The following is a 13,666-nucleotide window of genomic DNA, read 5'->3' on the forward strand; positions in this document are numbered from 1 at the left end:
TGGAAGTTACAATGAGCATTAAAAATGAATCAATTAAAATATTGTGTCATGACAATTTCTTTGAACCCGATCATTCGGCCAGGCACCGCTAAATACATCTCCATTGGTAACTATCTTGTCGAATGTGTCCGCAGTGGTTATCTAAAACCGGGGACTCGATTACCCACACATCGTGAGTTTGCAGAACAAGTTGGCGTCAGCGTACAAACGGTGAGCCATGCATATGGTTATGCAGAGAAAAAAGGGGCGATCGAGTCTTGGGTTGGGAATGGTACTTTTGTCAAATCAGGTTTTGTGGATGAAAGTACGGACACGGAGTTCATGCTGACACAAGAGATGAAAGAAACGCCGGATGAAATTGATATGTCGATTGCACATCCGGTGGTGACCGATCGCCACATTACGCTTTTTAATCAGGCGTTAATGGAGATTGCTGGGCAAACAAACAATCGTGGTTTGATCAGTAAAGCAAAGCCGGTAACAGGTCAGCCTCATCATATTGAGTCAGGAGCACGATTTCTAAGTAGCCAAGGGCTGGATGTGGGTGCCGATCAAATATTACTCACAAATGGTGCATGCCATGGTTTAACGTTGGCTTTAAGCACAGTTGTTGAACACGGTGATGTAGTTGCTTGTGGTCACTTGGTTGATCATGGCTTGATCTCTCGCTCGAGAATGCTTGGATTTAAGTTGCAACCACTTGAAATGGATGAGTTTGGTATAACGCCGGATGCATTTGAATGGGCATGTAAACACAAACCAATCAAGGTATTGTGTTGCACACCGAGCATGGCTAACCCGACTAGTGCGCATATGGATGTTGCACGCCGAGAGGCGATAGCGAATATTGCGCAGCAATACGACATCTATGTCATTGAAGATGACGTGTATGGAGCACTAGAACCTAACCGTGTCCCACCCCTTGCCACATTGTTACCCGAACAAGCTTTCTATGTCACCAGTTTAACCAAAGTTGTAGCGCCAGGCATGCGCACTGGCTATCTGACGGTCCCACGTCATTTTTTGCAGCACGCGATTGGTCGTTTAGCGGCAACGAGTTGGTCTGCGACTCCATTACCATTTGAAGTTGCTCATTTGTGGATCGAGAACGGTACGTTAAATCGACTTATTCGCTTTCAAGTCAATGAGTTTGCTAAGCGACAGCGAATAGCAAAAGCCGCTTTAGAAGGGCATGTTTATAGCTCGCACCCGAATGGACAGCACATTTGGTTGAGACTACCCGAGCAGTGGAATAGCGATGACCTGGTTGCTTCGGCAAAGCGTTCAGGGGTGCAGATCACTGGATATAAACCGTTTGTTCTCGATACAAATCAGCCAATGCCTTACGTGCGAATCAGTTTGGGAGCAGAAACAAACCGAGGCTACATCAAACACGGGTTATCTGTGATTGCTGAAATTCTCGATACCAACCCTCCCACCTCACACTTTTTGGTCTGAGCGATAGGTTATTTATGCTTTTATCTGATGGGCTTAAACGTTTGTAACTGAGTTTTTTCTTGTCGCCATTGTCTCGGCGATTTCCCCGTCCAACGGCGAAAGTGGCGGCTGAAGACCGCAGTTTCTGCATAGCCCAGTTGCAACGCGATATCGGTAATACTCTGAATATTCTCATGCAATCGCTGTTCGGCGAAATCCTGACGCACTTGTTGTAAAAGCTGCCGATAATTTGTGCCCTGTTGTTTCAGCTTGTTTTGCAGCATTCTCGGATGCAGGTCTAATGCTCTTGCAACGCGCTCAACGCTGCATTCTCCGGTTGAGAGCAGACGGCCAATCATGTTTGCTGCTTGGTCACTGAGATTGTTGGGGTAACGGGTTTGCAGCTCTTTGAAGTGCTGTTGAAAATGGCGCTCTAGTGCGTCTTCATCTTGGTGGTTCTTAGCGTTAAGCAGAGTCGCTTTAAGTAGGATACCGTCAAACTTATCACCGAAACGCAGTTTGTTCTGCTGGGCAAATTCGCTCTGTTCTGTCTCGAAGCTCGCGTGTTGGGTGAGGTGTAAACAGAAGTGACTTGCTTCAATATCAAGTAAGCTCGCAACAAACATGGCTAAGTGCGACACACTGAGCTGCATCAGCTGTGCTATACCTCGTTCGCTGTGCACATCAATATTGAGCGACAACCGTACCCAATCATCTTGTGGCGTCATGTTGAGAGTGACCCCTGACGAATGCAGATAGAGAAAATCATTCACCCGCGCCAAGGCTTCACCGACCGTTTGCGCCCGGGAAACCAGCATTGGCAAGTCTCCCAAGCTCTGTAGGTTTTGACGCTCGGAGAGCAACACGCCAAACAGCGGTTGCTGACAACGAGCAGCCGCTTCCTCCAGCAATTCAGCCAGCCTAGGGTAGGCGAGATACGTATCGGGATTGCGAAACTGCGCCGCAGACAGGCCAACAGCGGCCATTATCTCTTGCGGATTCTGACCTAATTCTGAAACCAAGCTATCAAATTTATCAGCAGCGCCACTTCGTACGATATACATGTCTCGATTTTAAAATGTTAACAGGTTGTAAATCGCAATATATCAAATTTACTTCGTAAAAGGTCAAGTGAGTGCCAGTGAGTTGATCTAAGTTACATTTCGATAACAACAACGCATGGATGAGAAGCAGTATGGAACTTATCAATAAAACTGCCATTGTGACTGGGGCAGCTGGTGGAATTGGCCAAGCCATCATTGCAAAGCTGAGAGAGCAAGGAGCCAAAGTGCTTGCTGTCGATATTTCAGAACAATCATTGCAAATGTACACAAGTTTTGACCCAAAGCAGTTGGGAACCTTTGTCGCGGACGTCACCGATTACCAACAAGTTGAAGCTATGGTGAAGTGCGCGGTTGAACAGTTTGGCTCGCTTGACATCATGGTCAACAACGCGGGCATCGGTGCACCGAAACCTCTGCTTGACCACGACCCAATTGCCGATTTTGAGCCGATCTCTAAGGTCAACCAAAATGGCGTTTACTACGGCATTCTTGCCTCTGGAAGACAATTCCAAGCGCAAGGCACGCCGGGCGTGATCCTCAATACTTCTTCTGTTTACGCACGAATGGCGTCTGAGATGACCTTTACCTACAACGTCAGTAAAGCCGCAGTCGATATGATGACCAAATGCGCCGCATTAGAACTCGCACCATTGGGTATTCGTGTTTGCGCTGTCGCTCCGGGACGCGTTGATACTCCGATGTTAAGGCAATACGAAGAGATTGGCCTGTGGGACCACATCCGCAAAGAACAGATGCGTCAAAACTTCACACAACCAGAAGAGATTGCTGATGTGGTGGCGTTTCTGGTCAGCGAGAAAGCCAACTGTATCAACGGTTGTACCATCAGCGCATCTGACGGTTTCGAGAATTTTAAGTACCCACTTATGGGATAGGCGAGTACGCCACATTACAGCAATAGCGAGGATGTAAGTTATGTCATTACCAGAAGTTATTCAGCACCAAGATTTCTTATTAACTCTTAATACCAATGAGGAGTCGCTCATCAAAGACGCGCTACCGGGTGTGGATGTTTACCCGTTGTTTCTTGACCCAGAAAACGGTACTTGGGTGATTCGTGCCAAATTCAAACCGGGTATCACTCTGCCTAAGCACTTCCACACTGGTGTGGTGCATTTCTATACGCTGAGTGGCGCTTGGCACTACATTGAATACCCAGCTCAAGTCCAAACCGCTGGCAGCTACTTATATGAGCCGGGCGGTTCGATTCATACCTTCCACTGCCCTGAAAGCTCAGGCGGTGCCGACGGTTTTATGGTGATCACTGGTGCAAACATTAACTTTGACGAAGAAGGTAACTTCATCAATATCATGGATGCGGGTTGGATTGAGCAAGTTGTTATTGCAACAGCGAAAGCACAAGGCTTCACTGCGCGCTACATCAAACCGGGTGCGATTGCTGGCCTAAGCGATGAGCTAGCGGAGTAACCCCATGCAACAGATGAACAGTATCATAATGCAGGATGGTAGTGTCCGCCTGAAGCAAGTCGAAATCCCCAAACCTGCAGCGGGACAAGTGTTGGTTCGTAGTCTAGCTTGTGGCATTTGTGGCTCCGACCTTCACATTACTCGACACGCGGATGAGGTATTTGATGTATTCCACCAGCTCGGGTTGATGCCTGATGAAGCCGGTGAGCACGCTCAAGTGATGTTGGGGCATGAGTTCTGCGCGGAAATTATCGAATACGGTGCCGATACGCAGCAAACGTTGTCCGTTGGTAGCCGAGTCACCTCAGTGCCGATGTTGCTCAGCCAAAATGGCGCGGGCGTTGGTGTTACTCCGGGTACTTATGGCGCTTACTCTGAGTATTTCCTGCTTGATGAAGCGTTATTGCTACCTGTGCCAGACGGAATGCCGTCTGAGGCGGCGGCATTAACCGAACCACTAGCGGTCGGTTTGCACGCGGTCAACCGCAGTGAAATCGAAACGGAAGAAACAGCGCTGGTTGTCGGTTGCGGCCCTATAGGGCTGGCGGTGATTGCTGCACTGAAACAACGTGGCGTCAGCAATATTCTTGCGGTCGATCTTCAGGAAGAAAAGCTGCAACTTGCCAGCGAGTTTGGCGCAAATCGATTGATCAACCCGACCAAGGAAGACGAGATCGCCGTCGGGGCACAGTACGCGATGAATTCACGCTTGGTCATTTATGAGTGTGTTGGCAAGCATACCTTGATTGACGATTTTCTGCGCCGCGCTCCTGCCCGAGCGCGAATCGTCATCTCGGGTATCCATACGACACCCGCAATCATTAACTACGCGTACGCGACGGTAAAAGAGCTCGACTTGAGATTCTCTTACTACTACCAACCGCACGAGTTTGAGCAATGCCTACAAGCGATTGCCGAACATAAGTTGCCTTGGCAGAAAATGCTCACTGCCAAAGTAGGGATCGATGGTGTGGAAGATGCGTTTAGACAGTTAATGACTCCCAATGACCACATCAAAGTGGTTATCGAACCTTGGCGCAGCGGCGCGTTAGAAGTGATTTAACTCTTAGCCAGATTAAGCTAGCTAAAACCAATTTTAGTTTGGTGACAGCCCCAACCGTAGCAGCTAGGTTGGGGCTTTTTTGTTAGGCCTGTTCTGCGCATTCCTGTTGCAGAGCAGGGTAATCGGTGTAGCCTCGTTCGTTTCCGCCAAACAACGTTGAGCCATCGAGTTCTGCCAACGGATGGTGATGTTGCAAGCGAGAGACTAAGTCTGGGTTTGCTACGAATGGCCGTCCGAATGCGACAAGATCCGCGTAGCCTTTCTCTAATACTTCGTTTGCTCGTTGAGGATCGTAGCGACCGGCAACAATAATAGCGTTGCGAAAGCGCTTTCTAAGTTCGATTCGAAACGTCTCAGGAATCGTTGGTGCATCGGCCCAATCGGCCTCGGACAAGTGCAAGTAGGCAATGTCGCGCTCCTGTAGCTGTTTTGATGCTTCCAAGATTGTTGGAACGATATCTGGGCAGTCCATATCTTTAAACGTAATGAATGGTGCCAGTCTCACTCCAACTCGATGCGCACCAATAGCGGCGATAACTGCATCCACTACTTCGATAAGAAAACGGATACGATTTTCTCGTGAACCGCCGTAGTTGTCTATTCGATGGTTTGAGTTGGTTCTTAAGAACTGATCGATCAGATACCCATTCCCGCCGTGGATTTCTACACCATCAAAACCCGATTCAATAGCGCGTTTGGCTGCGTTCGCGAAATCACCGACAACTCGGTTGATATCCGCTTGTGTCATGGCGCGTGGCTCAACACAATCGACCATATTGCCGTTGCCTTGTTCATCTGCAATCCAAACTTGCGTCTCTACCGGAGCGAGCGCAGATGGCGCGATAGGCTGTTCACCATTTTGGAATGTTGGGTGAGACACTCTGCCCACATGCCATAGCTGACAAAACATCGCTGCGCCTTGTGACTTGACCGCTTGGGTCACACCCTGCCAGCCCGCCACTTGCGCATCGGTGTAAACGCCAGGGGTGAACGAATAGCCTTGAGAATCGTCCGAAATTTGTGTGGCTTCGGAAATGATCAGCCCGGCAGAAGCGCGCTGTTGATAATACGTTGCCATCATCTCATTCGGGATGTTGCCCGGCTGAGTGGTGCGTGCGCGAGTCATTGGTGCCATGACAATGCGGTTTTGTAGTGACAACGCTTTCAGTTGAGCTGGTTCAAACAGCTTATTTGTTCTTTGTTTCATGATGCGCTCCTTAGATAAGTACTGGCACGTTGGTCGCTTTACGAGCGGTTGCCATCCAGTGAAGTACGGCTGGATCCCATTGCACTTCGGGCGCACTGAAAAAGCCGCGTAGAATGGAAAACATAATGGCTTGATCAACCAGTGACGTTTGCTTTTCTGAACTTAGGTTGAGCAAGGGTTTAGTTTGTTCTATCAAAGCGGCGACTTCTTTCGCAATCGCAGGTGTATCGTTAATCAAAGCTTCAAAATTTAACGCTTCGGTTTCTTTTTTTGCACGCCATGCTTGTTTAGCGGTTTCTGTTGCAAATTCCGGTAACGTCATGTTTGACCAACGCGGATACCCGACTTTTTGTAGCGGTAAAAATGCTTGTTTTTGCCAGTCTAAAACCGGTGTTGAGGGTTGGCTGTTTTCGCTGGAAGATGCCAATTCAAGGAAGTAGTTGATGATGTCTAAGCTTTCCGCCATGGCTTCACCATCGTCTTTGATCAAAAGAGGAACTTGTTTTGCGCCGATGAGGTTTGTGGTGGTGCTCTCGTCGTCATAAGCAATGTTGATGACGTCGAGCTGAATATTCAGCATGCCTGCAACAAAACGGACGCGGGCGCTAAAGGGGCAATGTTCATAAATGTACAGTTTCATTTTTGTTTCCTATCTCTTGGCTGGGCAGGGCGTGTTGTTGTGCGTTGAACAGCGTTACGGCGTTTAACTTTGCCCTGTCACATAACGTTCTGGGTCTAAACAATGTCGATAGGGTCAGTATATGGATTCGATTTAATTTGATAATTGAGTAATATCTGAATTGATTATTCAGTTTTTTCAAATAATAAGGGCGCGAAGATGGATAAGTTTTCGGATATGACGTTGTTTGTCAGCATCGTTAAACATCAAGGTCTGGCAGCGGCGGGAAGGGAGTTAGGTTTGTCTCCGGCGACGGTAACGGCAAGGCTGCAAGCGATAGAAGAACGCTATGGCGTAAAGCTGCTCAACCGAAGCACACGCCACGTATCACTCACGGACGCAGGGGCAATGTACCATCAAGCTTGTCTGAACATCATTGATAGCGTGAAAGAGACGGAAAACTTACTGCAAACGGGTATTTCGGAAGTGCGCGGAACGTTGAAAATTTCAGCTCCACGAGATATTGGCAAACAAATTATTTCGCCGATGGTGTCGGCTTTTTCTGAGCAATATCCGGATGTGACGCCTTATCTTTATCTTAATGACAATTTATCGAACTTGGCTGAATCGGGGCTCGATTTAGTGATTCGTTACGGTGAGTTAGCGGACAGCAATCTCATTTCGCGCAAGCTGGCGTCGAGTCAACGTGTGCTGTGCGCGTCACCTGATTATTTGTCGAAGCAAGGTATCCCAAACTGCCCACAAGATCTCGCGGATCATCGCTGCTTAGCCATGGTGCGCAGCAATGAAGAATTAAAAACGTGGCACTTTAAAGATGAAGAGTCTCACCAAACGATCACGGTCACGCCAAAGCGATTTTCTGATGATGGTGAAGTGATTCGACAATGGGCGTTGGACGGTGCGGGGATTGCGTTGAAATCGATTTTAGATATTCAGCAAGACCTAAAACAACAACGTTTAGTAACGGTTTTGGATGGGTATATGAAAAACTTCAGCGCCTTTTCGCAAGGCGCTGAAGCGGATCTGCATGTCATTTATCAAAGCCGTCAATATCAACCGAAAAGAGTTCGCCTGTTTTTGGACTTTCTAGTTGAGCAATTTAGCGCGCTGAGTGATGCCAGCAATCAGATCTAGATGCGATTCCGAGGTTTCTCGGCGGTGGCGATAAATCCCGACGGTGCCAGGGTTTGGTTCGTTTTCCATGGTTAAGCATCGTAAGCCAAAGGATTCCAAATACGGTTGCAGATGGCGGGTATAAGACATCACCGCGACGCTTTCTTTCAGTACATCAATGCTGGCGAGCAGAGAATCCACTTCGTAAGTCGGTCTGTCATCCAGTTGCTGCCTTTCGCGTTCATTTTGTTTCGGGATTGGGTTATCGATGACGTGAGCGAATTTCTTAGCGTCATAAGTGACCGAAAGAGCGGTGTATTCGTGCAGCATATCTTCGGTGACGGTTTTCCCTAGAAGTGGGTGGTTTGGGGAAACAAAATAGGCATCAACCGTTTGAAATAGCGGAATAAACGTAACATCACATTTAGACGACAAGCCGACAATCTCGTGGCCGATGAAGAATTCAATCTGTTCGCTGATTAATGAATCCATCAAGCCTAAGTGGTTGCCAAATTCGACGTGCGTAGATGCCGATGGCTGCTTGCTCAGATGTTCATTGAGTGCTTTTTTGACGAACAGCGGCCACCACGCATCGCCAGTACCCATTTTAATTTTTCCGACTTTGTATTGTTTCCGTTCATCAATGCTTTGCATCATTTGGTTGTATTCATGCTGCATCGCGTTGCTATGGCGATAGAGGATGCGTCCGTATTCGGTCAATACCATGCCATTAGGGTGACGTTCAAACAGCGTCACGCCGAGATTCTCTTCCAGCTTCTTTAAATTGCTTGTTACCGTTGGCTGGCTTAACCCTGCCATTCTTGCCGCAGCGCTGATGCTTTGGCAGCGTGCAACCAGTAAAAATTGCTGCAGAGATTTGTCCATTTTCTTTCCCCTCTAAGAACGAGGGGTATTTTGCACAATTTCATTTATAAATCACAAATCTGTAATCTCATTTGATTGAAATTATGCGCATTTCATAGATCTACATCACTGTTGGGGTTTGACGTATAGATGTTATCTATAGCTCGCTCCTGACTTCCTATTTTCCCCTCAAAAAGGTGTTCTTTAGACTGTCGCCAAAACAACAATCTAAGGGATGAACATGAAACCGAGTTTTGTTGCGCTTGCTGTCGCGTCTTGTATTGGTCTTGCTGGATGTGGGTCAGATTCTTCTGATGCGCCAGTGCCGGTCGACAAACCAATTATTTCAGCCGACTTATATTTACGTGGTTTAAATGGGGATTGGGGCACGGCAGAGCATGCCAAGCTAAACTATTTGGGTAATAACGAGTACGAAACCGTACTGCGCGTTGCTCGAGGTAGCAATCAGTTCAAGATTGCTGATCCGGGTTGGCAGATCCAATACACCTATTTTGAGGAGCCCGCGGCGTTCGATAAAGCTCAGGAGTACCTGCCAAAACCAGACACGAATGAAGCGTGTATGAACGATGACTGCAACTCTGAGATCACGTTTGAAGACAAAGGGTATTACAAGTTTTCTGTGAGCTTTGCCGATGAAAGTCGCGCGACAATGACTGTGACGAAAGCAACGCAAGAAGAAGCGGAAAAATACTACTCTGATGCGATTCTCGACCCTGCAATGGTGCATGAAGGGCATCAGAGCAAAGAAGTGAAACTGTTCGCCAATTACGATGACTCGAGTGATACCGTGATTTTCTCGGTGAAAGATCCTAAAGCTGAACTGCGTGAATTTGGTATTTCAACGACGACAGAATTGCGTGATGCGCTCGACCAAGGCTTAGTGATTAATGAGCAAACAGGGCCGCGAGTGGTGTCGGGTGATGTCGCGTTTGACGCGTTGTTTGCATTGACGATGAAAGAGCTAGACCAGCTTGCCGTTTCTGAAATCAAAGACGGCAATTACAACTACAACAACCCAATCAAAGCGGAAGTTTTTGAGACGGGCGCGAAGTGGCATTACGTATGGACGCGTGATTTGGCGTACGCAGCAGACCTTTCGCTTGCATTGATGAATCCAACTCGCGTGCAAAATGGTTTGAATTTCAAATTGTCTGCTTTCCGCGACACGACCGATCAGCAATACGATGGCGAGCAGATTGTGCAAGACACGGGCACGGGCGGCAGTTGGCCAATCAGTACCGACCGTACGACTTGGGCGCTTGGTGCAGAACGCTTACTTTCGGCATTGGATGGGGAAGAGTACAACCAGTTTGCAGAGCGCGCATATAAAGCGATCAGTAATACACTTGAAGCCGATCGCCTGGCGGCTTTTGATGCGAAATCCGGTTTATACACTGGTGAGCAATCATTCCTCGATTGGCGTGAGCAAACTTACTCAACGTGGACGCCAAACGATGTCAATGCGATTGGTAGCAGCAAAGCGTTATCGACAAACGTGGTTCACTACCGCGCGATTCAGCTCGCGGCTAAGTTGGCAGAGAAGTACGACTCAACCAACGCGGTCAAATACACCGAGTGGGCTGAGCAGTTAAAAACCGCTATCAACGATCAGTTTTGGAATGCCGAACGCGGTATGTACGTAAGCTATTTGTTTGACAATGGCAAAGACATTGCGGTCGACAAATACGATATGTTGGGCGAAGCGTTGGCAATCATCAGTGGCGTGGCAAGTGATGCGCAGGCGAAACAAATCATGGCCAATTACCCACACAGTGAGTTTGGCGTGCCGGTTTACTTCCCTCAACAACCGGACGTGCCTGTGTACCATAATCGCGCAATTTGGCCATTTGTTACCGCGTACAGCTTGCGCGCCGCGCATCAAACACAAAATGTGGCAGCAGCGAACAATGCCATTCAATCGTTGGTTCGTGGTACGGCAACTAATTTATCCAACATGGAAAACTTAGAGTGGCTTTCTGGTAAGTCATTCATCATCCATAGTGATCATGGTGAAGATCCAAGCATGGATGGCCCAGTTATTAACTCTCAGCGTCAGCTTTGGTCTGTGGGTGGCTACTTGAACATGGTGGTAGAGACCCTATTCGGCATCCATACCGAAACGGGCAAGTTGGAAGTGAAGCCGTTTATCACAAGTTGGGTGCGCAATAACTTGTTGGCTCAGTCTGAACAAATCACGTTGGAAAACTTTGCCTTCAAAGGAAAGAACTACTCGGTAACGATTGACTTGCCTGAAGTAAGCAAAGATGACACAGGTTACTACCCAGTTGAAAATGTCACGATGGACGATGAGGGGCATTTCCACGTGACATTGGGCGCGCTTGTGAATGTAGATAGCAGCATTACTTTAGTTTCTGGTGTGAAACCGTACGCAAGTGAAGATAGTCGCGTTTATTCTCCGCAAGAGCCAACATTGGTGGTAAAAAGCGTTGATAATTCGGTTTCGATTGACGTGACGAGTAAGTACAACGTGAACTTGTATCGCAATGGCGAGCTGATTCAAAAGAACGTGATTGCTCAATCTTATTCCGATACGCCAACAGGTTTTGCTTGTTATTTGGCTGAAAGCATTAACGATAAAGGCTTCCGTTCTAACCCAAGCCAACCTGTTTGTGTCGGTGAAGAGATCCGCATCAAACTTGATGGCGAATATCAGCCACTCAAAGACAATGTCTCAGTGGTTACGGTGAGTAAAGACAGTGGCATCGTAAAAGGTGCAGAGTCGTTTACAGCCCCTGTAACGGGCACTTACCAGTTCGATGCTTGGTACAACAATAACCTAGGGCAACTTAATACTGGCATCACGAACACCGTGAAATTGTTAGAGGTATTGGATGATGCAGGTAAAGTGGTTGGTCAAGGTTACTTGCAGATGGGCCATATTGGTGAAAACCAAGGTATGCGTTACTCAACGCCAATTGAGGTGACGTTGGAGCAGGGAAAAACCTATCAGGTCGCGCTGAAGGACCACTTCAATATGAGTTACCTCAAATCGAATGAAACCTACATCTACGCAGGTGGTATTGAGGGTGAAAAGAACGAAGCGCAAATCGCAGATATTCGAATCACACCTTTAATGTAGGCTGTTTTAACAAAGCTGTGTTCTAAAAACTGTGTTCTAAGAAAGACAAAGCCGCTGAGATTATCAGCGGCTTTGTTGTATTTTCTATCGGGCTGTTTGCAGATTAGTTTGTGGCCTGTGGACGAGGCTTACGACGCTGACCTGATGGTTTGTTTCCTGCAGGTTTAGCATTGTTTGGCTTGCGGTTACCAGACGGTTTACCAGCGTTGCCACTCTTATTACCGTTTGGTTTATTTCCACTCGGTTTATTGCCATTTGGCTTGTTGCCGTTAGGTTTGCGGTCATCTGGTTTACTGTTTGCACGACCTTGGCCTTCACGGTTGCCTTTAGGCTTGCCCGCACCGCCTTGGTTGGTGCTGTTTTTGTTGCCGTTGTTACCACCGTTGAAGCGACGCTTAGGTTTGTTTGCACCATTGCCTGTTTTCTTTTCGGTTGCTGGAGCGTTTTCACTTGCAGCATTTGGCGTTTTTGGTTTTTTTGGCTTCTTAGGTTTTTTCGGTTTGATTGGGCGCGTATCCAGTTTAGATTCTGGCACCACATTGGTTGGCGCAAAACCTTCCAACTCTTTACGTGGTAGTACTTCTTGAATCAAACGTTCAATCGCAAACAACTCAGATGCTTCTAGCGCACACACCAGTGAAATCGCTTTACCTACTTCGCCCGCGCGGCCAGTACGACCAATACGGTGAACGTAGTCTTCTGCCACTTTCGGTAGCTCAAAGTTCACCACTTGCGGTAATTGCGGAATATCGATACCGCGCGCAGCAATGTCCGTCGCGACCAACACACGAATTTCACCCGATTTGAAATCCGCCAGTGCTTTGGTACGTGCGCCTTGGCTCTTGTTGCCGTGGATGGCAGCAGCCGGTAGATTTTGTTCGATCAGGAACTTCGCCAGACGGTTTGCGCCGTGTTTCGTTTTCGTAAACACCAGCACTTGCTTCCAATCGCCGTCTTTGATCAATTTAACCAACATCGGTGCTTTCTTCTTCACGTCTGCTGGGTAGATGCTTTGCTCAACCGTTCTCGCCGTCGAGTTTGCCGGGTTCACTGAAATCTCAACCGGGTTGTTCACCAAGCCTTTCGCAAGGTCGCGGATTTCATCCGAGAAAGTCGCAGAGAACAGTAGGTTCTGACGTTGTTTTGGTAGCAGAGCTAGGATTTTGCGAATATCACGGATAAAGCCCATATCCAGCATGCGGTCTGCTTCATCCAGTACCAGAACTTCTAGTTGGTCGAATTTGACCGCATTTTGGTTGTACAAATCCATCAGGCGGCCTGGTGTTGCTACCAGCACATCCGCACCTTTGCGAAGACGCTGCATTTGCGGGTTGATCTTCACACCACCAAAAACCACCGTACTGCTTAGTGGAAGGTGACGGCCGTACATAAACACGTTTTCTTGCACCTGAGCCGCAAGTTCACGCGTTGGCGTCAGGATAAGTGCACGAACTTGGTTAGCACGAACGCGAGGGCCGTTCGATAAACGCTCAAGAATCGGTAGCGTAAAGCCTGCGGTTTTACCTGTACCAGTCTGCGCTGCTGCCATTACGTCTTTCCCTTCCAAAATAGCAGGAATTGCTTTTGCCTGAATTGGTGAAGGGGTGTCGTAGCCTTTCTCTTGAATAGCTTTAAGGATTGGAGCAGATAGACCTAACGAGGTAAAACCCATATGTATGATTCTCAATTGTAGAGTTAGATAACAACGCGC

At 47.8% G+C, this 13,666-nt stretch carries 11 protein-coding genes; 6 read left to right on the plus strand and 5 right to left on the minus strand.

The genetic code is table 11. The annotated features are described in order from the left end of the window. The first annotated feature begins 24 nt into the window (after nucleotides 1-24). A complete protein-coding gene (locus R7Q41_RS15360; RefSeq protein WP_081051362.1) occupies nucleotides 25-1,458 on the plus strand; it encodes a PLP-dependent aminotransferase family protein in 1,434 nt (477 codons plus the stop codon). Nucleotides 1,459-1,478: 20 nt separating this feature from the next. Here R7Q41_RS15360 and R7Q41_RS15365 read toward each other — a convergent pair whose 3' ends face one another. After that, nucleotides 1,479-2,501 carry a helix-turn-helix domain-containing protein gene (locus R7Q41_RS15365; RefSeq protein WP_064354538.1) on the minus strand — a complete coding sequence of 341 codons (1,023 nt, stop codon included), beginning with the start codon at nucleotides 2,499-2,501 and terminating at the stop codon, nucleotides 1,479-1,481. A gap of 131 nt (nucleotides 2,502-2,632) precedes the next feature. Between R7Q41_RS15365 and R7Q41_RS15370 the strand changes: the two genes are divergently transcribed. Genes R7Q41_RS15370 through R7Q41_RS15380 form a run of 3 tightly spaced genes read left to right on the plus strand, consistent with a single transcriptional unit; the run spans nucleotide 2,633 to nucleotide 5,010 of the window. Next, nucleotides 2,633-3,394, plus strand: coding sequence for an SDR family NAD(P)-dependent oxidoreductase (locus tag R7Q41_RS15370; RefSeq protein ID WP_064354539.1), 762 nt, complete (start codon nucleotides 2,633-2,635; stop codon nucleotides 3,392-3,394). Nucleotides 3,395-3,434: 40 nt separating this feature from the next. Beyond that, nucleotides 3,435-3,947 (plus strand): 2,4'-dihydroxyacetophenone dioxygenase family protein, encoded by a 513-nt coding sequence (locus R7Q41_RS15375; protein ID WP_064354540.1) that lies wholly within the window; start codon nucleotides 3,435-3,437, stop codon nucleotides 3,945-3,947. A 4-nt stretch (nucleotides 3,948-3,951) separates the two neighbouring features. Next, nucleotides 3,952-5,010 (plus strand): zinc-binding dehydrogenase, encoded by a 1,059-nt coding sequence (locus tag R7Q41_RS15380; protein ID WP_053307200.1) that lies wholly within the window; start codon nucleotides 3,952-3,954, stop codon nucleotides 5,008-5,010. 82 nt (nucleotides 5,011-5,092) lie between these two features. Here the strand turns inward: R7Q41_RS15380 and R7Q41_RS15385 are convergent, their stop codons facing one another. Both R7Q41_RS15385 and grxB read right to left on the minus strand, forming a co-directional pair. After that, nucleotides 5,093-6,217, minus strand: coding sequence for an alkene reductase (locus R7Q41_RS15385; RefSeq protein WP_053307201.1), 1,125 nt, complete (start codon nucleotides 6,215-6,217; stop codon nucleotides 5,093-5,095). Between the two features lie 10 nt (nucleotides 6,218-6,227). Continuing rightward, nucleotides 6,228-6,857, minus strand: coding sequence for a glutaredoxin 2 (gene grxB / locus R7Q41_RS15390; RefSeq protein ID WP_015312939.1), 630 nt, complete (start codon nucleotides 6,855-6,857; stop codon nucleotides 6,228-6,230). Between the two features lie 198 nt (nucleotides 6,858-7,055). Here grxB and R7Q41_RS15395 point away from each other — a divergent pair, with 198 nt between their 5' ends. Beyond that, nucleotides 7,056-7,991 carry a LysR family transcriptional regulator gene (locus R7Q41_RS15395; protein WP_031429201.1) on the plus strand — a complete coding sequence of 312 codons (936 nt, stop codon included), beginning with the start codon at nucleotides 7,056-7,058 and terminating at the stop codon, nucleotides 7,989-7,991. On the opposite strand, the gene R7Q41_RS15400 is transcribed toward R7Q41_RS15395, so the two are convergent. Next, nucleotides 7,944-8,855, minus strand: a complete 912-nt coding sequence (locus R7Q41_RS15400) for a LysR family transcriptional regulator (protein WP_318108172.1) — start codon at nucleotides 8,853-8,855, stop codon at nucleotides 7,944-7,946. The two genes, R7Q41_RS15395 and R7Q41_RS15400, sit on opposite strands and share 48 nt — an antisense overlap. A 220-nt stretch (nucleotides 8,856-9,075) precedes the next feature. On the opposite strand from R7Q41_RS15400, the gene R7Q41_RS15405 reads away from it, so the two are divergent. Continuing rightward, nucleotides 9,076-11,955 carry an MGH1-like glycoside hydrolase domain-containing protein gene (locus tag R7Q41_RS15405; protein WP_318144564.1) on the plus strand — a complete coding sequence of 960 codons (2,880 nt, stop codon included), beginning with the start codon at nucleotides 9,076-9,078 and terminating at the stop codon, nucleotides 11,953-11,955. Between the two features lie 103 nt (nucleotides 11,956-12,058). On the opposite strand, the gene R7Q41_RS15410 is transcribed toward R7Q41_RS15405, so the two are convergent. Then, nucleotides 12,059-13,627 carry a DEAD/DEAH box helicase gene (locus R7Q41_RS15410; protein WP_085569171.1) on the minus strand — a complete coding sequence of 523 codons (1,569 nt, stop codon included), beginning with the start codon at nucleotides 13,625-13,627 and terminating at the stop codon, nucleotides 12,059-12,061. Between the last annotated feature and the right edge of the window lie 39 nt (nucleotides 13,628-13,666).

The sequence above is a fragment of the Vibrio sp. 2096 genome (assembly GCF_033339595.1).
Classification (GTDB): Bacteria; Pseudomonadota; Gammaproteobacteria; order Enterobacterales; family Vibrionaceae; genus Vibrio; species Vibrio alginolyticus.

Coding starts and splice junctions, on each gene's coding strand:
- R7Q41_RS15400 (WP_318108172.1), bottom strand. CDS start 8,855: ATGGACAAATCTCTGCAGCAATTTTTACTGGTTGCACGCTGCCAAAGC.
- R7Q41_RS15360 (WP_081051362.1), top strand. CDS start 25: ATGAATCAATTAAAATATTGTGTCATGACAATTTCTTTGAACCCGATC.
- R7Q41_RS15405 (WP_318144564.1), top strand. CDS start 9,076: ATGAAACCGAGTTTTGTTGCGCTTGCTGTCGCGTCTTGTATTGGTCTT.
- R7Q41_RS15365 (WP_064354538.1), bottom strand. CDS start 2,501: ATGTATATCGTACGAAGTGGCGCTGCTGATAAATTTGATAGCTTGGTT.
- R7Q41_RS15410 (WP_085569171.1), bottom strand. CDS start 13,627: ATGGGTTTTACCTCGTTAGGTCTATCTGCTCCAATCCTTAAAGCTATT.
- R7Q41_RS15370 (WP_064354539.1), top strand. CDS start 2,633: ATGGAACTTATCAATAAAACTGCCATTGTGACTGGGGCAGCTGGTGGA.
- R7Q41_RS15380 (WP_053307200.1), top strand. CDS start 3,952: ATGCAACAGATGAACAGTATCATAATGCAGGATGGTAGTGTCCGCCTG.
- R7Q41_RS15375 (WP_064354540.1), top strand. CDS start 3,435: ATGTCATTACCAGAAGTTATTCAGCACCAAGATTTCTTATTAACTCTT.
- grxB (WP_015312939.1), bottom strand. CDS start 6,857: ATGAAACTGTACATTTATGAACATTGCCCCTTTAGCGCCCGCGTCCGT.
- R7Q41_RS15385 (WP_053307201.1), bottom strand. CDS start 6,217: ATGAAACAAAGAACAAATAAGCTGTTTGAACCAGCTCAACTGAAAGCG.
- R7Q41_RS15395 (WP_031429201.1), top strand. CDS start 7,056: ATGGATAAGTTTTCGGATATGACGTTGTTTGTCAGCATCGTTAAACAT.